This is a genomic window from Actinoplanes sp. NPDC051537, from assembly GCF_055586105.1.
In genome coordinates, this window is sequence record NZ_JBVJIU010000017.1 from 24,691 (window position 1) to 49,096 (window position 24,406).

24 protein-coding genes are annotated in these 24,406 nt (G+C 70.0%); 8 read left to right on the forward strand and 16 right to left on the reverse strand.

From position 1 onward, the window contains the following. Positions 1 to 2: 2 nt before the first annotated feature. From ACZ6TB_RS35335 to ACZ6TB_RS35365, 7 genes are all read right to left on the reverse strand, one after another. Positions 3 to 854 carry an ABC transporter permease gene (locus ACZ6TB_RS35335; protein ID WP_465562010.1) on the reverse strand — a complete coding sequence of 284 codons (852 nt, stop codon included), beginning with the start codon at positions 852 to 854 and terminating at the stop codon, positions 3 to 5. Further along, positions 851 to 1,714, reverse strand: a complete 864-nt coding sequence (locus ACZ6TB_RS35340; protein WP_465562011.1) for an ABC transporter permease — start codon at positions 1,712 to 1,714, stop codon at positions 851 to 853. The genes ACZ6TB_RS35335 and ACZ6TB_RS35340 overlap by 4 nt, the downstream gene beginning before the upstream one ends. Before the next feature lies 1 nt (position 1,715). After that, positions 1,716 to 2,915 (reverse strand): polyamine ABC transporter substrate-binding protein, encoded by a 1,200-nt coding sequence (locus ACZ6TB_RS35345; RefSeq protein ID WP_465562013.1) that lies wholly within the window; start codon positions 2,913 to 2,915, stop codon positions 1,716 to 1,718. 41 nt (positions 2,916 to 2,956) lie between these two features. Continuing rightward, the gene (locus ACZ6TB_RS35350) at positions 2,957 to 4,078 is read right to left on the reverse strand and encodes an ABC transporter ATP-binding protein (protein ID WP_465562015.1); all 1,122 of its coding nucleotides are present in this window, start codon (positions 4,076 to 4,078) and stop codon (positions 2,957 to 2,959) included. Between the two features lie 34 nt (positions 4,079 to 4,112). Next, positions 4,113 to 5,537, reverse strand: a complete 1,425-nt coding sequence (locus tag ACZ6TB_RS35355; protein ID WP_465562017.1) for a gamma-aminobutyraldehyde dehydrogenase — start codon at positions 5,535 to 5,537, stop codon at positions 4,113 to 4,115. A gap of 157 nt (positions 5,538 to 5,694) precedes the next feature. After that, a complete protein-coding gene (locus ACZ6TB_RS35360; RefSeq protein WP_465562019.1) occupies positions 5,695 to 7,032 on the reverse strand; it encodes an aminotransferase class III-fold pyridoxal phosphate-dependent enzyme in 1,338 nt (445 codons plus the stop codon). A 7-nt stretch (positions 7,033 to 7,039) separates the two neighbouring features. Then, entirely contained in the window at positions 7,040 to 8,527 is a 1,488-nt protein-coding gene (locus tag ACZ6TB_RS35365) for a CoA-acylating methylmalonate-semialdehyde dehydrogenase (protein WP_465562021.1), read from the reverse strand. A 59-nt stretch (positions 8,528 to 8,586) separates the two neighbouring features. Between ACZ6TB_RS35365 and ACZ6TB_RS35370 the strand changes: the two genes are divergently transcribed. After that, positions 8,587 to 9,915, forward strand: coding sequence for a GntR family transcriptional regulator (locus ACZ6TB_RS35370; RefSeq protein WP_465562023.1), 1,329 nt, complete (start codon positions 8,587 to 8,589; stop codon positions 9,913 to 9,915). On the opposite strand, the gene ACZ6TB_RS35375 is transcribed toward ACZ6TB_RS35370, so the two are convergent. Further along, positions 9,898 to 10,572, reverse strand: coding sequence for an SGNH/GDSL hydrolase family protein (locus ACZ6TB_RS35375; RefSeq protein WP_465562024.1), 675 nt, complete (start codon positions 10,570 to 10,572; stop codon positions 9,898 to 9,900). The two genes, ACZ6TB_RS35370 and ACZ6TB_RS35375, sit on opposite strands and share 18 nt — an antisense overlap. 103 nt (positions 10,573 to 10,675) lie before the next feature. Here ACZ6TB_RS35375 and ACZ6TB_RS35380 point away from each other — a divergent pair, with 103 nt between their 5' ends. Beyond that, entirely contained in the window at positions 10,676 to 11,179 is a 504-nt protein-coding gene (locus ACZ6TB_RS35380; protein ID WP_465562026.1) for a GNAT family N-acetyltransferase, read from the forward strand. Positions 11,180 to 11,184: 5 nt separating this feature from the next. Here ACZ6TB_RS35380 and ACZ6TB_RS35385 read toward each other — a convergent pair whose 3' ends face one another. After that, positions 11,185 to 11,760: an NADPH-dependent F420 reductase gene (locus ACZ6TB_RS35385; protein WP_465562028.1), complete on the reverse strand. Its 576-nt coding sequence runs from the start codon at positions 11,758 to 11,760 to the stop codon at positions 11,185 to 11,187. Positions 11,761 to 11,852: 92 nt separating this feature from the next. On the opposite strand from ACZ6TB_RS35385, the gene ACZ6TB_RS35390 reads away from it, so the two are divergent. Continuing rightward, positions 11,853 to 12,350 (forward strand): MarR family winged helix-turn-helix transcriptional regulator, encoded by a 498-nt coding sequence (locus ACZ6TB_RS35390; RefSeq protein ID WP_465562030.1) that lies wholly within the window; start codon positions 11,853 to 11,855, stop codon positions 12,348 to 12,350. Between the two features lie 9 nt (positions 12,351 to 12,359). On the opposite strand, the gene ACZ6TB_RS35395 is transcribed toward ACZ6TB_RS35390, so the two are convergent. Further along, positions 12,360 to 12,683, reverse strand: coding sequence for a nuclear transport factor 2 family protein (locus ACZ6TB_RS35395; RefSeq protein ID WP_465562032.1), 324 nt, complete (start codon positions 12,681 to 12,683; stop codon positions 12,360 to 12,362). Between the two features lie 161 nt (positions 12,684 to 12,844). Here ACZ6TB_RS35395 and ACZ6TB_RS35400 point away from each other — a divergent pair, with 161 nt between their 5' ends. After that, the gene (locus ACZ6TB_RS35400) at positions 12,845 to 13,882 is read left to right on the forward strand and encodes a LacI family DNA-binding transcriptional regulator (RefSeq protein WP_465562034.1); all 1,038 of its coding nucleotides are present in this window, start codon (positions 12,845 to 12,847) and stop codon (positions 13,880 to 13,882) included. Here ACZ6TB_RS35400 and ACZ6TB_RS35405 read toward each other — a convergent pair. From ACZ6TB_RS35405 to ACZ6TB_RS35415, 3 genes are all read right to left on the reverse strand, one after another. Then, entirely contained in the window at positions 13,847 to 14,722 is an 876-nt protein-coding gene (locus ACZ6TB_RS35405; RefSeq protein ID WP_465562365.1) for a carbohydrate ABC transporter permease, read from the reverse strand. The genes ACZ6TB_RS35400 and ACZ6TB_RS35405 overlap by 36 nt on opposite strands. Before the next feature lie 10 nt (positions 14,723 to 14,732). Then, positions 14,733 to 15,575 carry a carbohydrate ABC transporter permease gene (locus tag ACZ6TB_RS35410; protein WP_465562036.1) on the reverse strand — a complete coding sequence of 281 codons (843 nt, stop codon included), beginning with the start codon at positions 15,573 to 15,575 and terminating at the stop codon, positions 14,733 to 14,735. Positions 15,576 to 15,655: 80 nt separating this feature from the next. Beyond that, positions 15,656 to 16,996: an extracellular solute-binding protein gene (locus tag ACZ6TB_RS35415; protein ID WP_465562038.1), complete on the reverse strand. Its 1,341-nt coding sequence runs from the start codon at positions 16,994 to 16,996 to the stop codon at positions 15,656 to 15,658. A 344-nt stretch (positions 16,997 to 17,340) separates the two neighbouring features. On the opposite strand from ACZ6TB_RS35415, the gene ACZ6TB_RS35420 reads away from it, so the two are divergent. Next, the gene (locus tag ACZ6TB_RS35420; protein ID WP_465562367.1) at positions 17,341 to 19,653 is read left to right on the forward strand and encodes a glycoside hydrolase family 3 N-terminal domain-containing protein; all 2,313 of its coding nucleotides are present in this window, start codon (positions 17,341 to 17,343) and stop codon (positions 19,651 to 19,653) included. Between the two features lie 79 nt (positions 19,654 to 19,732). Here ACZ6TB_RS35420 and ACZ6TB_RS35425 read toward each other — a convergent pair whose 3' ends face one another. Further along, the gene (locus tag ACZ6TB_RS35425) at positions 19,733 to 20,524 is read right to left on the reverse strand and encodes an SDR family oxidoreductase (RefSeq protein ID WP_465562040.1); all 792 of its coding nucleotides are present in this window, start codon (positions 20,522 to 20,524) and stop codon (positions 19,733 to 19,735) included. Between the two features lie 150 nt (positions 20,525 to 20,674). On the opposite strand from ACZ6TB_RS35425, the gene ACZ6TB_RS35430 reads away from it, so the two are divergent. Beyond that, complete coding sequence (locus tag ACZ6TB_RS35430; protein ID WP_465562042.1) at positions 20,675 to 21,379, forward strand: hypothetical protein; 705 nt, start codon at positions 20,675 to 20,677, stop codon at positions 21,377 to 21,379. Between the two features lie 9 nt (positions 21,380 to 21,388). Then, complete coding sequence (locus ACZ6TB_RS35435; protein WP_465562044.1) at positions 21,389 to 21,610, forward strand: hypothetical protein; 222 nt, start codon at positions 21,389 to 21,391, stop codon at positions 21,608 to 21,610. A gap of 77 nt (positions 21,611 to 21,687) precedes the next feature. Here the strand turns inward: ACZ6TB_RS35435 and ACZ6TB_RS35440 are convergent, their stop codons facing one another. Further along, positions 21,688 to 22,062: a hypothetical protein gene (locus ACZ6TB_RS35440; RefSeq protein WP_465562046.1), complete on the reverse strand. Its 375-nt coding sequence runs from the start codon at positions 22,060 to 22,062 to the stop codon at positions 21,688 to 21,690. Positions 22,063 to 22,229: 167 nt separating this feature from the next. On the opposite strand from ACZ6TB_RS35440, the gene ACZ6TB_RS35445 reads away from it, so the two are divergent. Continuing rightward, the gene (locus tag ACZ6TB_RS35445) at positions 22,230 to 22,976 is read left to right on the forward strand and encodes an SDR family NAD(P)-dependent oxidoreductase (protein ID WP_465562048.1); all 747 of its coding nucleotides are present in this window, start codon (positions 22,230 to 22,232) and stop codon (positions 22,974 to 22,976) included. Here ACZ6TB_RS35445 and pdxR read toward each other — a convergent pair. After that, positions 22,973 to 24,361: a MocR-like pyridoxine biosynthesis transcription factor PdxR gene (pdxR, locus tag ACZ6TB_RS35450; RefSeq protein ID WP_465562050.1), complete on the reverse strand. Its 1,389-nt coding sequence runs from the start codon at positions 24,359 to 24,361 to the stop codon at positions 22,973 to 22,975. The genes ACZ6TB_RS35445 and pdxR overlap by 4 nt on opposite strands. Positions 24,362 to 24,406 lie beyond the last annotated feature (45 nt).

Sequence of the window (24,406 nt, forward strand, 5' to 3'; positions counted from 1 at the left end):
TATCAATCCCGCTTACCTTGCCTCGAGCGGATGTTGGTCGCGACCGCGATGATGACGCCGGCCGCGAAGATCAGGGTGCCCATCACGTTGACCTGCGGGGGCAGGCCGACGCGGGTGGAGCCCCAGATCCACAGCGGGAACGTGACGACGCTGCCCGCGGTGAAGTTGGTGACGACGAAGTCGTCGATGGAGAGGGCGAACGCCAGCAGGATGCCGGAGAACACGGCCGGCAGGATGATCGGGAACGTGATCTTCCAGAAGGACGTCCACGGCGTCGCGCCGAGGTCGGCCGCGGCCTCCTCGATCGACCGGTCGAGCGTGACGACCCGGGCCCGCACGATGGCGGCGACGAACGAGATCGAGAACATGATGTGCGCGATCGTGATCGACACGTAGCCGAGGCCGAGGTTGGCCGAGACGAACAGGCTGAGCAGCGAGGCACCCATGATCAGCTCGGGTGAGGAGATCGTGGAGAACATGATGACGTTCAGCGTCCCGGACCCGCGGAACCGGTAGCGGCCCAGCGCGTACCCGATGCCGGTGCCCAGCGCGGCCGAGACGATGCTGGCGATCACCGCGATGGCCAGCGACGTCCAGAGCGCCTTGGTCAGGTCCTCGATCTCGAAGACCTTCCCGTACCACTTGAGGGTGAAGCCCTCCCAGGACTGGTTGTACCGGCCCTTGGTGTCGTTGAAGCCGAAGGCGATCATCACGAAGATCGGGATGACCAGCCAGATGATCACCAGCCAGGTGTAGATGAACAGCAGCCGGTTGCCGGTGAGCCGGCGCCGCGGCTTGGCCGCGTGCGACGACGTCTCGTTCGTGGCCGGTCGGTCGAGGGTGCTCTGGCTCATCGGGCCGCCACCGTCATCACGTCCTCGGTGCCCAGCGCGCGGGCGTAGGAGAAGATGCCGATCAGCAGCACCGCCATCAGGATGAACGAGAGCGCCGCGGCCGTCGGATAGTCGGAGGTCACCAGGTACTTGCTCTGGATGACCTGGCCGATCATCGTGGTCGACGAGCTGCCGAGCACCTCCGAGTTGACGTAGTCCGAGGCCATCGGCACGAACGACATCAGCACGCCGGCGAAGACGCCGGGGAGGCTGAGCGGCAGGATCACCTTGCGGAAGGCGAGCGCGGGGTTCGCGTACAGGTCACGCGCCGCCTCGACGACCCGCGGGTCGATCCGCTCGAGCGCCACGTAGATCGGCAGCACCATGAACGGCAGGAAGTTGTAGACCAGCCCGCCGATCACCGCCTCGGGCGTGCCGAGCAGGTGGTACGAGTCCGGCAGCAGCCCGATCTGCTTGAGCGGGTGCAGCACCGGTCCGTCGTCGGTGAGGATCTGCCGCCACGAGATGGTGCGCAGCACGAACGACACGAAGAACGGCAAGAGCAGCAGGAAGAGGTACGTCGACTTGCGCTTCCCGCCGTTGAAGGCGATCCAGTACGCGACCGGGAAGGCCAGCGCGATCAGCACGATCGTGCCGACGGCCGCGTAGATCAGCGACCGCACCAGCTGCGTGTGGTAATCCGAGATCGCGTCCGTGTAGTTCTGCCAGTGCCCGGTGAACCGGAAGCCGTACACGACGTCGCCCTGCTGGAGCGACAGCGACAGCATGAAGATCATCGGGATCGCGAAGAACAGGAGCAGCCAGAGGCCGCCCGGCAGCACCAGGAAATAGGGCGCCAGTTGTCGTTTGACTCGGTTCATATCAGCTCAGCACGATCGGTTCGAAGATCTTCTGGAACGTCTGCTGCTCGTCGACGGCCGTGAACGACACGTAGTAGTGCAGCTTCGAGTAGAGCGCGTCGGTCGGGAACACCAGGTCCGACTTGGCCAGGTCGAGCAGGGCCTGCTTGTCGTCGCCGGTCTTCTTCGCCGCGTCCTTGACGATCTGCGCCTGGGCCGCGGGCACCGGGCAGACGTAGTTGATGTACTCGGCCAGCGAGGCGGACTGCTCGACGCTGTAGAACCAGTCGATCAGCTGGATCGCGTCGAGCGGCGCCTTCGCGGTGATCGGGATCGTCATGTTGTCGGTCCAGATCGTGCCGCCCTCGTCGGGGACGATGAACTTGAAGTTCGTGTTGTCCGAGATGTTCTTCTGGTAGATGTCGCCGGACCAGGCCTGGGTCAGCCAGACCTCGCCCTTGCCGAGCGCGTCGACGTAGCTCTGGTCGTAGTACTTGCGCACCAGCGGCTTCTGCTTCTTCAGGTCGTCGGCGGCCTTCTGCCAGTCGTCGGCGGTCGACTTGGCCGGGTCGATGCCGAGCTTGAGCAGGCCGAAGTTGGCCAGCTCCTGGGTGTCGGAGAACATGCCGATCTTGCCCTTGAACTCGGGGCGCCAGAGGTCGGCCAGCTTGGTGATCTTGCCGGTCTTGCTCTCGTCGTACGCGATGCCGGTCATGCCCGAGGCCCACGGCACCGAGTAGACGTTGCCCGGGTCGAACGCCTCCTTGGTGTACGACGCGGCCGCGTTCTTGGTGAAGTTCGGCAGCTTGGAGTGGTCGAGCGGGGCCAGGAAGCCGGAGTCGCGGAACTGCGCGAACTGGATGCTGTTGGTGATGACCATCATGTCGAAGCCGATCGACTGGCCCGCGGACAGCTGCGGCTGCACCTTGGCGAACCAGGGACCCATCTCCTGGATGACCTCCTGGTAGTTCACCGTGATGCCGGTCGCCTTGGTGAACGCCTTGAGCTCGGGCTTCTGGGGGTCCATGTACAGCGGCCAGTTGGCGAAGTCGACGTGGCCGACCTTCGTCTTGCCGGTCCAGTACTTCTCGACGGCGTCGGGCGCCGCACTCGCGTTGGGCTTGGCCTTGCCCTGGACGCCGCAGGCCGCGAGGGCCGCGCCGAGGGCACCGAGACCGGAGATCCGCAGAGCGTCCCGCCGGCCGAGCCGGCGCTGGGTCATGCCGCGAAGGAGAGACGCATCGGGGAGGTTCGGGGCAGACATCAGACTCCGATCATGTATGAGTGCTGGGGGTCCCAGGTCAGGAAGACGCGATCGCCGCGATCCGCAAGATCCTCGGCGTTCGAAGCATTTTGATCGAAGACAGTAAAGTCGGCGCCGGCCGCCGTGGCTACGGTGTAGTTGGTCGAGGTTCCGTGATAAACAACCTCGTTGACAATTCCGGAGAGCACGCTCCCACCGGTGGCCGTCACCGGCGGCACCCCGCGGTGCATGTCGATCTTCTCGGGCCGGACCGAAACCTCGATCTTGTCGCCGGCCCGCACCGAGCTGCCGACCGGCACGACGACCCGGTCCTGCGTGCTGTAGCCGAGCAGCGCCAGGCCGTTCTCGCAGCGCTCGACGTGGCCGTCGACGATGTTCGAGGTGCCGATGAAGCCGGCCACGAAGCGGGTCGCCGGCCGCTCGTAGATCTCCCGCGGCGTGCCCAGCTGCTCGATGACCCCGGAGTTCATGACCGCGATCCGGTCCGACATCGTCAGCGCCTCGCCCTGGTCGTGGGTGACGTAGACGAAGGTGATGCCGACCTCGCGCTGGATGCGCTTGAGCTCGACCTGCATCTGCTGGCGCAGCTTGAGGTCGAGCGCGCCCAGCGGCTCGTCGAGCAGCAGCGCCCGCGGCTTGTTGACCAGGGCCCGGGCCAGCGCCACCCGCTGCTGCTGGCCGCCGGACATCTCCCGGGGAACGCGCTTCTCCATGCCGGTCAGCGACACGATCTCCAGCATCTCGCCCACGCGACGCTTGATCTCGTCCTTCGCGATCTTCTTGCGCTCGAGGCCGAAGGCCACGTTCTGGAGCACGTTGAGGTGCGGGAACAACGCGTACGACTGGAAGACCATGTTCACGTCGCGCTTGTTGGGCGCGACCCCGGTGACGTCCTTCCCGTCGAGGAAGACCTTGCCGGCGGTCGGCTCCTCGAAGCCCGCGATCATCCGCATCGTCGTGGTCTTGCCGCAACCGGACGGCCCTAGCAGCGAGAAGAACTCACCCTGCGCGATGGCCAGGTCCGTCCGCTTGACGGCCGGAACCGACTCGCCGTGCGACAGGTAGTTCTTGTGAACGCCGGCGAATCTGATGGCCGGTTGCCCGTTCTGGGGGGTGGTCATGTTGTTCCTCTTCGCGCGGGGGGACGGGCGGGCCTCAGCCCAGATAACTCATCACGTGCTTGATCCGGGTGTACTCCTCGAACCCGTACATCGAAAGGTCCTTGCCGTAGCCGGAGTGGCCGTAACCGCCGTGCGGCATCTCCGAGACGAAGGGTAGGTGGGTGTTGATCCAGACGGCGCCGAAATCGAGCCGCCGGGACACCCGCATGGCCCGCCCGTGGTTCTGGGTCCAGACGCTGGCGCTCAGCCCGTAGCGCACGTCGTTGGCCCAGCGCACCGCGTTGTCCTCGTCGTCGAACCGCTGCACGGTGATGACCGGGCCGAACACCTCGTCCTGGATCATCTCGTCCTGCTGCCGGAGGCCGGACACCACGGTCGGCTCGAGGAAATAGCCGCGGTCGCCGATCCGGTTGCCGCCCGCGACGATCTCGGCGTGCCCGGGGGTGCGGTCGAGGAAGCCCTGCACCCGGGACAGCTGGCCGGCGTTGTTGACCGGGCCGAAGAACGCGCCCGGGTCGGCCGGCGGCCCGACCTTCGTGTTCTTGGCCGCCGCCGCCAGCGCCGCCGTGAAGTCGCCCGCGATCCGCTGGTGGACCAGCACCCGGGTGGCGGCCGTGCAGTCCTGCCCGGCGTTGAAGTAGCCCGCGCCGGCGATCGCCTCGGCGGCCGACTCGATGTCGACATCGTCGAAGACGATCACCGGCGCCTTGCCACCGAGCTCCAGATGAGCCCGTTTCAGGTCGGCCGCCGCCGCCACGGCGACCTCCATGCCGGCCCGCGTGGAGCCGGTGATCGAGACGAGCTGCGGCGTCCGGTGGGCGACCACCGCGCGGCCGGTGTCCCGGTCGCCGCAGACCGCGTTGAGCACGCCGGGCGGGAGGAACTCGGCGGCGATCTCGGCGAGCAGCAGCGTGCTCACCGGCGTCGTGTCGGAGGGTTTGAGCACCACCGCGTTGCCGGCCGCGATGGCCGGCGCGAACTTCCAGACGGCCATGACCATCGGGTAGTTCCAGGGCGTGATCTGCGCGCACACACCGATCGGCTCGCGCCGCACGTAGGAGGTGTGATCGCGCAGGTACTCCCCCGCGGACTTGCCCTCGAGGATGCGCGCCGCGCCCGCGAAGAAGCGCAGCTCGTCGAGCATCGGCCCGATCTCCTCGCGGCGGGTGGCCTCGACCGGCTTGCCGGTGTTGCGGCACTCCGCCTCGACCAGCTCGCCGGCCCGGGCCTCGACCGCGTCGGCGATGCGCAGCAGGGCGCGCTGCCGCTCGGCCGGTGTCGCGTCCCGCCAGACCTCGAAACCGGCCTCGGCCGCGGTCATCGCCCGGTCGACGTCGGCTGCGGCGGAGACGGGCGCCAGAGCGTACGCCTCCCCGGTGCTCGGATCGACGACCTCCGAGGTCGTCCCGCCCACCGTGCCGGTGTACTCGCCACCGACGAAGTTCCGCAGCTCGTTCACTGAATAAACCCTCCAGCTGAGGCCTGTGACAGTTCCCACACGACGACGCAAGGGACCATGTCACAAGCAGGTGTTCTAAACAAGGGAATCCGAGGAATTTTCCAAACTTGAAACGGAATCAGGCGTCAACGGGCCGTTGAAGCTACGCAATCCCGCGTCAGCCCACGTAATACCGGTCGGCCACCGAGAGCGCCGCGTCGAGGGCCGACAGTCCTTCGCGGACCTCCTCGGCGCTCGCCGTGCAGGGCGGCGCCACGTGCACCCGGTTGAAGTGGGTGAAGGGCCAGAGACCGCGCTCCTTGCAGGCGGCGGCCAGCTCGTTCATCGGCCCGGCGGCGGCCCCGGCGGCGTTGAACGGGACCAGCGGCTCGCGGGTCGCGCGGTCGCGGACCAGCTCGACCGCCCAGAACACGCCGAGGCCGCGCACCTCGCCCACGCTGGGATGCCGCTCGGCGATCTCGCGCAGCCCGGGGCCGATCACGTCGTCGCCCAGGGCGCGGGCGTGCTCGACTATCCCCTCCTCCTTGAAGATCTCGATGGAGGCGACGGCCGAGGCGCAGGCGAGCGGGTGCCCCGAATAGGTCAGGCCGCCGGGGAACGGCCGGGTCTCGTACGTCGAAGCGATCTCCGCCGAGATGATCACCCCGCCCAGCGGCAGGTAACCGGAGTTGACCCCCTTCGCGAACGTGATCAGGTCGGGGGTGACACCCCAGCGGTCGACCGCGAACCACTCGCCGCAGCGGCCGAAGCCGGCCATCACCTCGTCGGCGATGAAGACGATGCCGAACTCGTCGCAGATCGCCCGCACGCCGGCCAGGTAGCCGGGCGGCGGCACCAGGATGCCGTTGGTGCCGACCACGGTCTCGAGCAGAACCGCGGCGATCGTGCCGGCGCCCTCGAAGACGATCGTGTCGCGCAGATGCCGCAGGGCGCGCTCGGTCTCCTGCTCCTCGTTCTCCGAGTAGAAGGGCGACCGGTACGCGTACGGCCCCCAGAAATGCACGACGCCGACCGCCACCGGCTCGTTGGCCCAGCGCCGCGGGTCGCCGGTGGCGGTGATCGCGGTCGAGGTCGAGCCGTGGTAGCTGCGGTAGGTGGAGAGCACCTTGTGCCGGCCGGTGTGGCCGCGGGCGAGGCGGATCGCGTTCTCGTTGGCCTCGGCGCCGCCGTTGGTGAAGAACACCTTGTCGAGGTCGCCGGGCGCGAGGCCGGCGATCAGGCGGGCCGCCTCGCCGCGCTTGTCGTTGGCGAAGGCGGGCTGGATCGTGCAGAGCGTGGCCGCCTGCTCCTGGATCGCGGCGACCAGCCGCGGATGCTGGTGGCCGATGTTCATGTTGACGAGCTGGGAGGCGAAGTCGAGATATCTCGTGCCTTCGTAGTCCCAGAAGTAGCTTCCCGCCGCGCCCTTGATCGGCAGCGGGTTGATCAGGCCCTGGGCCGACCAGCTGTGGAAGACGTGCGCGCGGTCGTCGGCCCGGACTATCGACTCGGACATCTTTTCCTTATCGCGTCGTCGGGAAGCCGAGGTCCACCGACGACGTGCCCGGGTCGGGCCAGCGCGACGTGACGACCTTGGTGCGGGTGAAGAAGTGGATGCCGTCCGGGCCGTACATGTGGGTGTCGCCGAACAGCGACGCCTTCCAGCCGCCGAACGAGTAGTAGGCCACCGGCACCGGGATCGGCACGTTGACGCCGACCATGCCCGCGTTCACGTCGAACTGGAACTGCCGGGCCGCGCCGCCGTCGCGGGTGAAGATGGCGGTGCCGTTGCCGTACTCGTTCTCGTTGATCAGCTGGACCGCTTCCGCGTACGTCCGGGTCCGCACCACGCAGAGGACCGGCCCGAAGATCTCGTCGGTGTAGACCGCCATCTCCGGGGTGACGTTGTCGAGCAGCGTGACGCCCAGGTAGTAGCCGTCGGCCGGCAGCTCCGCCTCGCGCCCGTCGGTCACCACCGTCGCGCCCGCGGCCGCGCCGGCCTCGACGTAGCCGGCCACCTTGTCCCGGTGCACCGCGGTGATCAGCGGGCCCATCTGCGACTCCGGGTCGGTGCCCGCGCCGATCTTGAGCTTGGGCAGGCGGGCCGCGATCGCCTCGACCAGCGGGTCGGCGACGTCGCCCACGGCCACCACCACCGAGACGGCCATGCAGCGCTCGCCGGCCGAGCCGTAGGCGGCGCTCACCGCGGCGTCGGCAGCGGCGTCCAGCTCGGCGTCGGGGAGGACGATCATGTGGTTCTTGGCGCCGCCGAGGGCCTGCACCCGCTTGCCGTGGGCGGTCCCGGTCTCGTAGATGTACTTGGCGATCGGGGTCGAGCCGACGAAGCTCACCGCGGCGATGTCCGGGTGGGTGAGGATCGCGTCGACCGCCTCCTTGTCGCCGTTCAGCACGGTGAAGACGCCGTCGGGCAGGCCCGCCTCGCGCCACAGCCGGGCCAGGAAGAGGGCGGCCGACGGGTCCTTCTCGCTGGGCTTGAGCACGAACGCGTTGCCGGACGCGATCGCCGTCGCGCACATCCACAGCGGCACCATGGCCGGGAAGTTGAACGGGGTAATGCCGGCGACGACGCCGAGCGGCTGGCGGATCGAGTACACGTCCACGCCGGTGCTCGCCTGCTCCGAGTAGGAGCCCTTCATCAGGTGCGGGATGCCGGTGGCGAACTCCGCGTTCTCCAGGCCGCGGGCGATCTCGCCGGCCGCGTCGGAGAGCACCTTGCCGTGCTCGCTCGTGATCACGGCGGCCAGGTCGCCGGCGCGGTCGGCGAGCAGCTCGCGGAACTTGAACAGGACGGCCGAGCGGCGCGACAGCGAGGCCTCGCGCCAGGCCTTGGCGGCCTCCTTCGCGCTCGCGACGGCGGTGGCGACCTCGGCGGCCGAGGCCAGGTCGACCTCGCCGGTCTGCTCGCCGGTCGCGGGGTTGAAGACGGGGCCGACCCGGCCCGAGGTGCCGGCGTGCTCGGCGCCGCCGATCCAGTGCGCGATTCGATTCATGGGGCCGAGATTACGTAACAGGTCTGGACGGAACAATACTCGAAACGTACTGTCACAAAATGCTTCGTGCCGTCCGCGACCTGCTCACCGAGCCGTCCGCCCGCGGTCTCGCCGAGGCCGTGGGTCGCGCGGTGGGCTCCGGCGCCCTCGCGCCCGGCGTCAAGCTTCCGCCGGTCCGCGCGGTGGCCCGCGAGCTGCACATGTCGCCGACCACGGTCAGCGCAGCCTGGCAGCTCCTGCGCCGGGCCGGCACCATCCAGACCGACGGACGTCGCGGCACGGTCGTCGCCGCATCCCGGCTGGGCGGCCCCGGTCGCTACCGGGCCGCGCTGCGAGGCCGTTCCGGTTTCCCGCTCGACCTCTCGACCGGGGTGCCCGACCCGCGGCTGCTTCCGGCCCTGCCGGCGTTGGCCGGCCTCTCCCCCGCCCCCTCGAGTTATCTGGACGAGCCGGTGCTGCCCGCCCTCGCCGATCTGCTGCGGGAGAGCTGGCCGTTCCCGCCCGACCGCCTGGCCGTGTTCGACGGCGCGATGGACGCCGTCGACCAGATTGCCTCGGCTTTGTTACGCCTGGGTGACCGCGCGATCGTGGAGAACCCGTGCTTTCCCCCGCTGCTCGACCTGCTGGACGCCCTCGGCGTGGAGGCGGTGTTCGTCGAGACCGACGCCGAGGGCATGATCCCGTCGGGCCTGGCCGCCGCCCTCGCCACGCGTCCCGCCGCCGTCTTCCTCCAGCCGCGGGCGCTCAACCCCACCGGCGCGTCGTGGTCCTTCTCCCGGGCGGCGTCACTCGCCGCGGTGCTCGCTTCCCACCCGCAGGTGTACGCGGTGGAGGACGATTCCGCCGGCGACGTGGCTTCCGGTCCGATCCGGTCGCTGGGCGCTCACCTGCCGCGGCAGACGATCCACGTGCGGAGCTTCTCCAAGTCCCACGGCCCCGACCTGCGGCTGGCCGCGGTCGGCGGCCCGGCGACCGTGCTCGACCCGATCCTCGAGCGGCGGCTGCTCGGGCAGGGGTGGACGAGCCGGCTGCTCCAGCGGCTGCTGGTCGCCCTGCTGACCGAGCCGTCGTCGGTGGCCGCGGTGCGCGCCGCCCGGTCCGAGTACGCACGCCGCCGCCACCTGGTCATCGCGGCCCTGTCGGCGATGGGCATCGTGCTCCCGCCCGGCGACGGGCTGAACATCTGGCTGCCGGTCGAGGACGAGCAGGCCGCGCTGATCACCCTGGCCGGCGCCGGTATCGCCGCGGCCGCCGGCGCCTCGTTCACGCCCGCGGGTGGCCGGCCGCACCTGCGCGTCACCACCGGCCTGATCGCGACCGACCACGCGTCGGTGGCGGCGCACCTGGCCGCGGCGGCCCGCACGCCTGCGCTAGCGGCTCCCCGCTGAGATCTCTTTGAGGCCCCCGTACCAGCGCTCGGCCATCTGCTGATAGCCGAGCGCGTCCGGGTGCACGTGGTCGACCGTGTTCCCGACCGGGATGTCGGCCATGTTCACCAGCGTCACGTTGTCCGGGTAGAAGCCGGCCAGCAGCTCGACCGCCGTGTTGTAGTTCAGGAAGTCGGTCTCGTGGCCGTGGTCGACGACCAGCAGCTCGGCCAGCAGGATCCGCACCCGCGGGTTCGCGGCGACGATGTGGTCGATCAGCTCGATCAGCCGGTCCGGCGCCCCGGCCAGGTGGTCGCGGCGGAGCAGGTCGTTGGTGCCGATGTCGAGCAGCACGACGTCCGGCCGCGCGTCGGCCATCCAGCCGTCGACCTGCTCGGTGAGCTGGGCGATCCGCCAGCCCGGGTGCCCCTCGTGCGCGGTGGCCTCGCCGGTGCCGTTGTGCTGCGAGCCGACGAACTCGACGGGCGTGCCGTCCTGCGCCAGCCAGTCGTGCAGCGTCGCCCGGTAGCCGTTCTCGGCCGGGTCACCCTTGCCGAACGTGATGCTGTCGCCGAGCGGCATGATCCGCACGGCCGGCTCGTCGGCCGCGGCCGCGGTTGCCGGCCCCAGCGCCGCGACGACACTGAGAACTCCGGCCAGGACGGACCATCGGGACATCAGGCGCATGCCAGCGAGTTCGGTGCGCCGTCCCGCGCCACTGAGCGATGCACCCGTTCGGCACCGTGTCGACCACCGCTTCGCTCCTTGCTACGGTCGCGGCGTGACCGATGCCGTCATTCGCGCGGCCCGCCCCGGCGACGGCCCCGGCTGCGCCTCGATCTGGGTCGAGACCGGCCGCTACTACCACGACCTCGACCCCGGCTCGTTCCGCGTCCCGAGCCCGGCCGGCCTGGCCGAGTCGTTCGAGCAGGACGTGGCCGCGTCCGAGCTGTTCCTGGTCGCCGACGTGGCGGGCGCGATCGCGGGTCTGCTGATCGCGGCCGTCCACCACCCCGGCGACCATCCGGAGCACGAGCTCATCGACGACCTCACCCGCCCCCGCGTGCACGTCCAGATCCTCGCGGTCGCCGAGTCCCACCGCCGCCTCGGCGTCGGCACCGCGTTGATGAGGGCCGCCGAGCAGTGGGGCCGCGACCACCATGCCACCACGGTCTCGCTCAACACGTACCTGCACAGCCCGAGCTCGGTCCCGTTCTACGAGACGGGCATGGGCTACACCCGCCGGGCGATCGTCTTCCGCAAGGAGCTGGACCCACCCGCCTGATCCGGCTACTCCGCCACGGCGAAGCCGCCCGTCCAGGAGACCTTCTCGGCGGCGGCCAGGGTGATCTGCAGGAAGCCGATGGCCTCGAGCTCGCGGGCCCGCTTCAGGGCGCCGGCGTCGACGGCGCGCAGGCCGGCCGAGCGGACGACCTCGCCGAGCTTTGCCTTCGCCCCGGCGTCGTCGCCCGCGATCAGCACCGCCGTGGGGTGGCCGGCCACCGCGCCGGCGACCAGGGTGCCGGCGAAGTTGGTGTTGAAAGCCTTCACGACCTGTGAGTCGGGGAGCGCGGCGGCGATCCGGGCCGACGCCGACGCGTCGGCGGGGACGGTGAGGCCGTCGAAGGTCTCGAAGTCGAGCGGGTTGGTGATGTCGACCACGACCTTGCCGGCCAGCTGCGGGCCGCGCTCGGCCAGCACCTCGTCGACCGACGGGAACGGCACGGCGAGCACCACGATGTCGCCGGTGACCGGCGTGCCGGCGTCGGCCCTGGTCAGCAGCTCGACGGTGTGACCGCCCTTGGCCGCGAGGCCCGAGATGGCCTGACCCATGTTTCCGCTTCCGATGATGCTGATGTGCGCCACGGTGACCTCCGGGGAACCGAATTGGTTGTTGCTACAACCATGTCACGCATTCTTAGTTGTAGCAACAACTTTTCCGGTGACATAATGTGAGCGTGGACACGCGATGGCTCGACCGGAAGCAGATGGCGGCGTGGGTACGGCTGGCCGCCGTGCTGGAGTTGCTGCCGGCGACCCTGGACAGCCAGCTTCGCCGCGACGCGGGGCTGACCCACTTCGACTACTACGTGCTCGCGATGTTGTCCGAGGCGCCGGAGCACACGCTGCGCATGACGGCGCTGGCCGAGCGGACCACGGCCACCCTCGCCCGGCTCTCGCACGTGGTGCAGCGGCTCGAGGGCCGCGGGCTGCTCGAGCGCTTCCCCTGCCCGGAGGATCGCCGGGCCACCAACGCGCGGCTGACCGGGGCCGGCTGGCAGAAGGTGCGCGACAGCGCGCCGGGCCACGCGGCCACCGTGCTCGACAACGTCATCGACGCGCTCACGCCCGAGCAGGTCGAGCAGCTCGCCGCCATCGGCGACGCCATCCTGCACCGGCTCGACCCGGACGGCGCCCGCGCGGCGATCTACGAGCGATACGACCCGCCCCGGTAGAGGGAGGGATCAGGCCCGGATCGTCATGCGGGTCACGTGGTCGCCCTCGAGGCGGAACGTGAAATGCGACGGGCCGTTGAAGCCGTCCCCGCCCACCTGAGCCGTCACGACCACGTCGAGATCTTCGACCGACACCTGGGTGACACGGAGATTGACCTTGACGCCGATGAACTCGCGGTCGGACCATCCTTTGATCTCGTGATGGCCGGCGAACTCGCGACCCCAGTCGTCGACGACGCCGTCAGGCGGGAAGCAGGCCAAGAAGGCGTCGGTGTCGTTCGCGTTGGCGGCGTCGATCGCGGCGCGGACGGGGGCCGGAAGGTCGATCGTCATCGCTGGATCCTCCCTGAGAACGGGCGACGGGCACGGCCGGGACACATCATTGTCGTGAGCGCGACGACTGTCTAAGCCCGGGCGTGTCGCAGATGTGCAATACTTCCCGCACCGCGGTCGAAAGTTTCAACGATGAGCTCCGCGGGAGCGAGGAGACCACCATGGCCGTGACCGGACGGCGCGTGACGATCGCGACGATCGCGGAGGCGGCCGGGGTGTCCGTACCCACGGTGTCCCGGGTGCTCAACGGGCGTACGGACGTGTCGCCCGAGACTCGCGATCGCATCGAGCATCTTCTCCGAGAGCACGATTATCGTCCTCGTAACTCTCGGCAACCTCTTCGCGCCGGGCTGATCGATCTCGTCTTCCAGGACCTGGACAGCCCGTGGGCCGTCGAGCTGATCCGCGGCGTCGAGGAGGTGACCCACGCGGCCGGTGTCGGCACCGTGGTCTCCGCCGTCCACCGCCGTACCGCCTCGACCCGGCAGTGGCTGCAGAACCTGCGGGCCCGGCAGTCCGACGGCGTGATCCTGGTGATCTCGGACGGCGCCGGACCGATAAGCACGGAGTTGCACCGGCTCAACGTGCCGATGGTGATAATCGATCCGGCCGGCGGCGTGGCCGCGGACGTGCCGACGATCGGCGCGACGAACTGGTCGGGCGGGCGCAGCGCCACCGAGCACCTCATCTCGCTGGGCCACACCAAGATCGGTCTGGTCGAGGGTCCGAAGACGTTGCTGTGTTCACGTGCACGGCTGGACGGGTACCGGGCCGCCCTCGAGGAGGCCGGCATGCGGGTCGACCGCCGCCTGATCGAGCCGGGCGACTTCCGGCACGAGTCCGGCTTCGCGGCCGGCATGCGGCTGCTTGACCGGGACGACCCGCCGACGGCGATCTTCGCGTCCAGCGACCAGATGGCGCTCGGACTCTACGAGGCCGCCCGGTTGCGGGGAATAAGGATTCCGGACGACCTCAGCGTGGTCGGCTTCGACGACCTGCCGGAGGCCCGGTGGTCGGCGCCGCCGCTGACGACGGTGCGCCAGCCCCTCGCCGACATGGGCGGGCTCGCCGCACGGACGGTCTTGCGACTGTCGCGCGGCGAGCCCATCGAAACTCCCCGGGTGGAGCTGGCGACGGAACTCGTGATCCGGGAGAGCACGGCCCTACTTGCCGAAGCCGGCCGTAAGACCGCTCAGTAGCTGGCGGCGGCCGATCGCGTACAGCAGAACGATCGGGATCGTCGTCAGGGTGACCGAGGCGGCGATCGCCGGCACGTTCACGCCGAACTGACCCTGGAAGTTGACCAGCGCGTAGGGGATCGTGCGCTGGTCGGGGCTCTGGGTCAGCACCAGGGGCAGCAGGAACCCGTTCCAGATGCCCAGCGCGTTGTAGATGGTCACGGTGACCAGTGCCGGGCGGGTGAGCGGGAACGCCAGCCGCCACAGGGTGCCCCACTCGGTGGCGCCGTCCATGCGCATCGATTCGAACAGTTCCTTCGGCACGTCCCGGATGAAGTTGGTCAGCACCAGGACGGACAGCGGGATCGCGAACGCGATCGAGGGCAGGACGATGGCGAGCAGGGTGTCGTACAGCTGCAGCCGGATGATGATCAGGTAGACCGGAATGATCACCGCTTGCAGCGGGATCGCGAGACCGGCCAGGAACACCGTGTTGGACCAGCGCAGCCAGCGCCGGGCGGAGCCCCGGACGATCGCGTACGCGGCCATGAACGAGATCAGCACCGCCGGCACCACCGCGCCGAGTGTCACGATCACGCTGTTCAGGAAGTACCGGACGATCTCGTTGTCGATGACCGTCTTGTAGTTCTCGAACGTCGGGTCCTTCGGCGGGGCGAACGTGTTGGTGATGAAGTAGTTCGCCTGCGTCTTGAAGCTCGTGATGACGATCCAGTAGATCGGGATCATCACGATGAACAGCCACACCCAGCCCAGCGCGCCGCCGAACCAGTTCCACTTGGCCATCCGGCCGAGCGGACCCTTGCGACGCAGGGGGCGCCCCGGCGTGCCGGTCACATCCATCGCCGTCACGTCAGACACCTTCCTGCATGCTCTCGTCGCCGCGGCCGCCGAGGCGGCGCAGCAGCTGGGCGAGGATCAGACCGACCAGGACCAGGATCACGGCGATGGCGCTCGCCGGGCCCATGAGGTTCGCCATGAAGCCCTTCTGATACATCTCCAGCGCCAGCGCACGGGTGGAGTCGCCGGGACCGCCACCGGTGAGCACGTAGATCAGATCGAAGAAGGTCAGCGAGCCCACGACCATCAGCGTCGACGACGTGATGATCGTGTACTTGATCTGCGGCAGCGTGATGTAGAAGAACTGCCGCACCCGGCCCGCTCCGTCGATCATGGACGCCTCGTACATCGACGTCGGGATCTGCCGGACCGCGCCTTGGTAGATCAAGGAGTGGAAGGGGATGTACTGCCAGGACACGACGAAGATCAGCACGCCGATGGCGAGCTGCGGGTCGCCGAGCCAGTCCTGCTTCAGGAAGTCGAGCCCGAAGCCGGCGCCGAGGCCGAAGTTCGGGTCGAGCAGCGCCTTGAACGTGATCGAGATGGCCGCCGAGGACAGCAGCAGCGGGATGAAGTACAGCACCGCCAGGACGCCGCGGTACTTCTTGAACGCCGCCAGGAACACACCGATCAAAATCGACAGCGGCGTCTGCACGAGCCACGAGATGATCATGATCTCGAAGGTCACCCACAGCGAGTGCGGGAGACCGGGATCGGTCAGCTCGGCCTTCCAGCTGGTCAGACCGGTGAAGTGAATGTCACCGATGCCGTCCCACGTGGTGAAGCTGAGCACGAACACACCGAGCAGCGGGATGAGCCCGAACATCGTGAACATCAGCAGCGCGGGTATAGCCATCCATCCGACGGAGCCGCTCCGCCCGCCTTTGGCGGTCGTTGGCTCCTGGCCGCGACGTACGGCGGGCGGAGCGAGCGTCGTCATTTGCCGATGACCCCGTTCATGTTGTCGACCCACTGCTGCGGGGTGACCTGGAGCTGGAACAGCTTCGCGATGTTGTCGAGCAGGGTCTCGGCCGCCGTCGGGCTGAGCGCCTGGTCCCACGACTGGGCGAAGGTCTTGGCGTTCTGCGCGATCGACGACATGTCCTTGAGGAACTGCGCGTCGTCACCGGTGAACAGGCTGTCCGCGTCCTTGAGGACCGGGACGCCACCGGACTTGACCCAGCCGGCCTTCTCGTCGTCGTCGACCAGGGTGGTGGAGAAGAACTTCTTCGCCACGTCCTGCTCGGCGGCGCTCGCCTTGGCCGAGATCGAGAGGTACTGGCCGGGGTTGCCGACGGTGTTGGTCGGGTCGCCCTTGCCGCCCTCGATCGGCGGGAAGTTCATCCAGCCCAGGCCGCCCGACTTGACGAAGTCGCCGCCGTTGGCCTTCTGGATGCCGTACGACCAGGAGCCGTGCACCATCATGGCGGCCTTGCCGGTGTAGAGCAGGGCCTGGTCGGCGTTCGAGTCGGCGGTGATCGACGAGAAGCCGTTGATGAACGCCTTGCCCTTCACCAGGTCCTGGACCTTGGTCAACATGTCCAGCACGGCCGGGTCGGACCAGGAGCCCGCCTTGCCCGCGAAGACGTTGTTGAACACCTCCGAGCCGGCGTTGCGGTCGAGCATGAACTCGAGCCACATCATGTTCGTCCACCGGGACTGACCGGCGAGCGAGAACGGCGCGATGCCCTTGGCGTTGAACTTCGGGATCAGGTTGAGGATGTCGCCGTACGTCTTCGGCGGCTCGACACCGACCTTCTCGAAGACCTTCTTGTTGTAGAACAGCACGATCGGCTGCACGGTCTCGATCGGCAGCGCGTAGACCTTGCCGTTGACCGTGCCGGCGCCGAACGACGACGGCAGGATCTTGTCCTTGACCGCGGCGTTCTGGCCGAGCCAGTCGGTCAGGTCCACAACCTGGCTGGCGTCGACGTACGACTTGAGGCCGCCACCGCCCCAGCCCCAGATCATCGTCGGGGCCTGGCCGGCACCGATCGCGGTCTTGATCTTCTGCTTGTAGGCGTCGTTCTGGAAGAACGTCGGGGTGATCTTGGTGTCGGCGTTCGCCTTGTTGAACCGGTCGATCGCCGCCTGGCGAATCGGCTGGCCGGGCTCACCGGAGAGCGACCAGTAGCTGGCGCCGCCCTTCGAACCGCCACCGCTGCTGCCGCCCTTGTCGGACGGGCCCGAACTGCCACAAGCCGCGAGGGCCGCAGCACCCGCAGCCCCCGCGGCCAGACCCAGAAAGTTACGCCGGGAGAAATTACTATTGGTCACGCTGATCTCCGTACTCGAGCGCCGCGTCCTGCCGCGGCGAGTGGATCGTCGTGGGGATGGGGTTGCCGTCGTCACAAAGACTGCAACTTTCGCATGACGACCGCAAGTTAACGTGAGGTTTCGTTAACGTAGGGTTTCGGCTTGATCATGTCAAGGGTCTTGCTCTGGGCGCGCTCCCACGGCAAGAGTGGACCCGAGCGGGACCCCCACGGTCAAGCCCCCTTCGACCGATAATTCATGCTGTGAAAGTACTGAAAGTTTCGGAACTTGTTGGATAACTTTTTAGGAGCAACGCCGTGACCGCAGAGCAGTCGACCAAGCCATGGCAGGACCCGGCCCTACCCGTGGCGGAGCGTGTCGAGTTTCTGCTGGCCGCGATGACCGTCGAGGAGAAACTAGCCCAACTCGGCAGCCGATGGGTGGGCAACGACATGGACCCATCGGAATCGGACGAAGCGCCTGGCGACTCCGAAGACGCCCATAACGTCGCGCCGATGCAGGACGCTTTCGCGGCCTCCCGCACGGTCACGCTGGGCGAGGCGAGCCGGAACGGACTTGGTCATCTCACCCGCGTGTACGGCAGTGTGCCGCTCACCGTGTCCGAGGGCGCCGCCGAGGTGATCCGTCAGCACCACGTGGTGCTGGACGGCTCGCGCCTGGGCGTGCCCGCGCTCGTCCACGAGGAGTGCCTGACCGGCTTCACCTCCTTCGGCGCCACCGTCTACCCGGCCGCGATCGCCTGGGGCGCCACCTTCGACCCCGAGCTGGTCGAGCGGATGGCCGCCCACATCGGGCGCGACATGGCGGCCCTCGGCGTGCACCAGGGCCTCTCCCCCGTGCTCGACGTCGTGCGCGACTACCGGTGGGGACGGGTCGAGGAGACGATGGGCGAGGACCCGTACCTGGTCGCCCTGCTCGGCGCCGGGTATGTCCGCGGCCTGCAGGGCGCCGGGGTGATCGCCACGCTGAAGCACTTCGCGGGGTACTCGGCCTCGCGCGGCGCCCGCAACCACGGGCCGGTGCCGATGGGCCGGCGGGAGCTGATGGACGTCATCCTGCCGACCTTCGAGACCTCGGTGCGTACGGCCGGGGTCGGCTCGGTGATGAACTCGTACTCGGACGTCGACGGCGTGCCGGCCGCCGCCGACCCGTGGCTGCTCACCGAGGTGCTGCGCGAGCAGTGGGGCTTCACCGGCACCGTGGTCAGCGACTACTGGGCGGTGCCGTTCCTGGCGATCATGCACCGCACCGCCGAGGACCTCGACGACGCCGGCGCCCAGGCCCTGGCCGCCGGCATCGACGTGGAACTGCCCGACACCCTCGGCTTCGGCACCGGCCTGATCGGCAAGGTCCCCGAGGAGCTGATCGACCGGGCCGCCCGGCGGCTGCTGACCCAGAAGGCCGAGCTCGGCCTGCTGGACGCGGACTGGACGCCGGAGAAGTCGGTGGCCGGCGCCGCCGCGGTCGACCTCGACTCCCCCGCCAACCGGGCGCTGGCCCGGGAGATGGCGGAGAAGTCGGTGATCCTGCTCGACCCGGGCACGGCGCTGCCGCTGGACCCGGCCCTGCGCAAGGTCGCCGTGGTCGGGCCGTGCGCGGCCGACCCGCGTACGTTCATGGGCTGTTACGCCTTCCCCAACCACGTCCTGCCCCGCTATCCCGAGATCGGCCTCGGCCTCGAGGTGCCGACCGCGGTCGACGCCCTGCGGGCCGAGCTCGCCGGCGCCGACCTGGTCTACGAGCAGGGATGCGCGGTCATCGGCGACGACCGGTCGGGCTTCGCGGCCGCGGTGGCGGCGGCCAAGGACGCGGATGTCTGCGTCGCGATGGTCGGCGACCTGGCCGGGCTGTTCGGCCGCGGCACCTCGGGCGAGGGCTGCGACGCCGACGAGCTGCGCCTGCCCGGCCTGCAGGGGGACCTGCTGAAGGAGCTGCTGGCGACCGGCACCCCGGTGGTGGTCGTGGTGGTCTCCGGCCGGCCGTACGCGCTGGGCGACGTGGCCGGCGAGGCGGCGGCCCTGGTGCAGGCGTTCATGCCGGGCGAGGAGGGCGGCGCCGCGATCGCGGGCGTGCTCTCCGGCCGGGTGCAGCCGGGCGCCAAGCTGCCGGTGCAGATCCCCAAGACCCCCGGCGGCCAGCCCGGCACCTATCTCCAGCCGCCGCTGGGCGCCGAGAAGAGCGAGATCAGCAACCTCGACCCGACCCCGCTGTTCCCGTTCGGGCACGGCCGGTCGTACACCACGTTCGCCATCGACGACCTGCGGATCAGCGACGAGACGGTGCCGACCGACGGCGAGTTCACGGTGACCGTGCGGGTGCGCAACACCGGCGAGCGGGCCGGCGACGAGGTCGTCCAGCTCTACCTGCACGACGTGGTCGCCCAGGTGACCCGCCCGGTCAAGCAGCTCACCGGCTTCGCCCGGGTGCCGCTCGAGCCGGGCGAGGCCAAGGACGTGCGCTTCCTGGTGCACACCGACCGCACCGCCTTCACCGGCCGCGACCTGCGCCGGATCGTCGAGCCCGGCCGGCTCGAGATCATGGTCGGCGCCTCGGCCGGGGACCTGCCCTGCCGCGGCGCGGTCACGCTGACCGGCGCCATCCGTGAGACGGGCCCCGACCGGGTGCTGATCACCGAGGTCGAGGTGGAGAAGGCCTGAGACCCGGGCTTCCCGGCACCGTCCGCCGGGAAGCCCGAACTCTGCCCGTTCGGTCGTCGGGGCTGCCCGAACGGGCCTGTCAGCGGCGCAGATCGTGGCGGCGGTGGGTGAGCTTCTCGACGAGCGCCGTGGGGACGACGCGCCGCAGGGTGAAGACGACGGGGGCGTTGCTGCCCACCGCGTACCGCTGCCTCGGTCTGGGGGTCTCGATCGCCTTGACGATGACCTCGGCCACCCGGCCGGGCCCGATGCCGGCGCGCTCGTTGCGGTCGAGCGCCGCCAGCATCCGCTCGAAGTCGCGCCGATGCGGGGAGTCGGCCGCCACGTACTTCGTCCGCCGCTCGCTGATCCCGGTGTTGATCGAGCCGGGCTCGACGGTGGTGATCCAGACGCCGAAGGGCGAGAACTCGTGGCGGGCGCCGTTCGCGAACCCCTTCAGGGCGGCCTTGGTCGCGACATAGGACGAGCGGTACGCCAGCGGGAAGCTCGCCAGCATCGACCCGACCATCACGACCCGGCCGTGACCCCGCGCGCGCATGCCCGGCAGCAGCAGCTGGCTGAGGCGGACCGGGCCGAGCACGTTGACCTGGAACAGCCGGGTCAGCGCGGCGGCCGGCAACTCCTCGAACGGCCCGGACTGGCTCTCGCCCGCGTTGTTGACCAGCACGTCCACGTCGCCCACCGACGCCGCCAGCTCCTCGATCGACGCCGGCGACTCGAGATCGAGCGGCACGAACTCGACCCCGTCGAGCCGCTGCCCGTCCGGCTTGCGGCTGGTGCCCAGCACCCGGTAGCCGCGCGCGGCCAGGGCCGTCGCGGTCGCCCGGCCGATGCCCGAGGAGGCGCCGGTGACCAGCGCGGTCCGCTTCATTTCCGAACCATAGCGGGGCGGTCCCCGATTGCCCGGGCGGTCCTCCCGGGTGGGCCGGGACGACCGGCTCATCCGTCCCGGCCCGGCGCGGGCCGACCATCGATCCGACAGTGCCATCGCCGGACGAAGGAGCGCAGGTCGGAGCCGGGCGTGGTGCCTCTGCGGTCGTATTTCAATCCCGGCCGCGGCGACAACTTCACCACCGCCACTCCGGAGGGCGACCGCGACGCCGCGGCCGCCGGCTACCTCTATTCGCGGGACGAGGCCTACGTGCTCGAGGCGGAGCTGCCGGGCACCGTTCCGCTCAAGTTGTTCCGGAGCCCCGGTCGTGCCGACAACTTCACGACCGCTACGGCGGAAGGTGAGCGGAGCGCGCTCGAGGCGGGATACCGGTTCGTTCGCGTCGAGGGCTACGTGTCGCCGCTGCCCACGGAGATCGCGATCGACCTGGACAGCGATCTCGGCTACACGCATCGCATGATCACGCACGGAGTCATGCTGCGCGGCGGCCATGTCGACGCCACCACCCGGACGCTCACGCGCACGTCGTTCGGTGGGTACAACGGCGCGGTCCAGATGTTCTTCGAGGACGCCGGCGGCATCACGATCGGCGCCACCACGGCGCGCCGGTTCGGGGTCGACGGCACCGCGATCGGGCGCAGCGACCGCACGGACTTCTGGACCGAAGACGTGGGCGAGGAGATCGCCCGCCGCACCGCCGCCATTCACGTGGTGCATTTCTGGGATCCGCTGTGGGTGGCGATCCCGACCATCATCCGCCACGCGGTCGAGGCGGCGCGCCCTCTCGTCGACCTGATCCACGAACTCAACGCCAGCGGCGGCCGCACCGGCTAGGGAGAAGCCATGCCTGACAAGGAGAGTGGCCCCGCGAAGAACCAGGACTTCGCCGTGATCTGGAGCAGCGGCTCGGCTCTGCTGGGCGTCACGGTGGCGACGATTCCGACCTACTTCTTCGCCCGGCAGAACCGCACCGAGCGGGCGCGGTCGGCCCTCCTCGGCGACCGGGTCACGGAGCTGGCCGGCAATGCGACGCCCAAGGCCGTCAAGAAGGCCCTCAAACCCTGACGCCGGACGCCATCCGGCGCCTCGGGCACTTCACCGCCGGCGGCGTGGTGCGGCCGGCGGTGAAGCCGAGGCGCCGGTCAACGCCGAGTGCCCGTCGGCGGGGCGGCCAAGGCGCTGTAGACGACGGCCGCCGTGAGGGCCAGCGCCGGCGCGATCAGCCAGGGGCCGAGGGCGAGGAAGCGGGCCGCGTCGATCTGGCCGAACGCGCGGGCGATCCAGGCCGCGACGACGACCACCACGTCGAGCGCCGGGAGGAGGGCGAGCAGCCAGGCCAGGTACAGCCGGCGCGGGGCCGGGGAGGGTACCTGGTCGGTCATGAACATGGTGGCGATCAGGGCCAGGCCGACGGCCAGCACCGGGACCGCGGCGGCGGTGCTGAGCGCGACCCAGCCGAGGCTGCGGGCGGGCCCGAGCCGAGGTCGGCGAGGGTGGGCACGGCGGCGCCGAACCATCGGAGCAGGAGCCAGACCACGCCGATCGGCACGACGGCCACCAACAGGACGGCCGCGCCGCAGCCCGCGCCGCGCACCGGGCCGGTCTGACTCTCCATAGTGGCCATGTAAGCAGACGTCCGATGACCGCCAGACGCCGTCCGCCGCGGCGGCCAGGCTTTCCCCTCATGAGCGACAAGGGACTCGAGGGCAAGGTCGCGCTGGTCACCGGCGGCGGGCGCGGGATCGGGGCGGCGGTCGCGGTGCGGCTCGCCGAGGGCGGCGCCGACGTGATGCTGACGTACCAGCAGGACGAGGAGAAGGCCGCGGCGGTGGCCGGGCGGATCCGGGCGACCGGGCGCCGGGCGGTGGTCGCGCGGGCCGACAGCGGGGACCCGGCGGCGGTGGTCGCGGCCGTCGAGCGGGCGGCGGCCGAGCTCGGACGGCTGGACATCGTGGTCAACAACGCGGGGGCGTACCTGATCGGGCCGCTCGAGGAGCTGGATCTGGGCGACTTCGAGCGGACGGTGGCGGTCAACGTGCGGGCGCCGTTCGTGGCCTCGCAGGCGGCCGTACGCCACATGGCCGCGGGCGGGCGGATCATCAACATCGGCAGCAACGTCGCCGAGCGGGCGGTCTTCCCGGGCTTCGCGATCTACTCGATGAGCAAGACCGCGCTGATCGGGCTCACGAAGGCGCTGGGGCGGGAGCTCGGGCCGCGGGCGATCACGGTGAACCTGGTCAACCCGGGGCCGACCGACACCGACCTGAACCCGGCCGACGGCCCGTTCGCGGAGACGATCGGCGGGCTGACGGCGCTGGGGCACTACGCGACGCCGGCGGACGTGGCGGCGGCGGTGGCGTTCCTGGCCGGCGAGGGCGGGCGGTACGTCACGGGCGCGACCGTCAACGTCGACGGCGGGTTCACCATCTAACGCAGGAGATCGGCGATCGCCGCGATGCCCGCGGTGATCGCCGGCGCCGGCGTGTTCCCGAAGCCGATCACCAGCCGGGGCGGGCCAGGGGCCACGCGGTACTCGGTCATGCCGTAGACGCCGACCTGACGGGCCCGGGCCTCGTCGACGACATCCCGCTCGGCGACCGCGGACGGCAGGTGGGCGACCGCGTGGAAGCCGGCCGCCAGGCCGGTCAGCGGGACGTCGCCGAGCGCCGCGATCAGCGCCTCCCGCCGGGACGAGTAGACCGATCGCATCCGGCGCAGGTGGCGGTCGTACCGGCCGGACTCGATCAGCGTCGCCAGCGCCAGCTGATCGATACCGGACGAGCCCCGGTCGGCGACCAGCTTGGCCTCCACCACGTCGTCGATCAGGTCCACGGGCGCCACCACCCAGCCGAGACGCAGCGCGGGCGCCAGGGACTTGCTGACCGTGCCGATCGCGACGACCCGGTCCGGCGCGAGGCCCTGGAGGGCGCCGACCGGGTCGCGGTCGTACCGGAACTCGGCGTCGTAGTCGTCCTCGATGATCACGGCGTCCCGCTCCCGCGCCCACGCCAGCAGGGCATGCCGCCGCGACGGATCCATCACGACCCCGGTCGGCCACTGGTGCGCGGGCGTCACGATCACGACGCGCGCCCCGGTCCGGTCGAGAAGGTCAACATCAAGACCACGGTCATCCACGCGTACGGGCACAGCGGTCATTCCCGCGCCGACGGCGGCCGCCTTCGCGGTCCGCACCGCGCCCGGATCCTCGAAGGCCACGGTGGTGTGGCCGCGGCCGGCGAGCACCCGCAGGACGAGCCCCAGCCCCTGGGCGAATCCCGTGCAGACCACGACCTGATCCGCGTACGCGTCGATCGACCGCACCCGCCGCAGGTAGGACGCCAGGATCTCGCGCAGCCGGGGTTGACCCTCGGGCGGGCCGTAGTCGAACGCGCTGTTCGCCGCCGACCGGCAGACCTGGCCGACCGCCCACGCCCAGTCCTGCCGGGGCGCCTCCCGCAGGTCGGGCACGCCGGACTGGAAATCGGCGATCAGCGGCGGCGCCGGGGGCCGCGGGCGGCGTACGGGCGCCGGGGTCTTGAATGCCGCCGAGAGCGCCACCCGCGTGGCCGAGCCGACGTGCGAGGTCAGGTAGCCCTCGGCCTGAAGTTGCGCGTAGCTGTCCTGGACGAGGCCGCGGGAGAGGCCGAGATGGGCCGCGAGCGCGCGCGAGGACGGCAGCCGCTCCCCCGCCGCCAGCCGGCCCTCCCGGATCGCCGCCCGCAGATGGTGCTCGACCTGCGCGCGCAACGGGGTCGCCGAGGCGCGGTCGAGCTCGAGAAGCAGGTGCGGACCCCAACCGGACCACTCGATCGCCATGGAATCGGACCATAGCAGTGAGCCACTTCGCGCCTAGCGTCGACG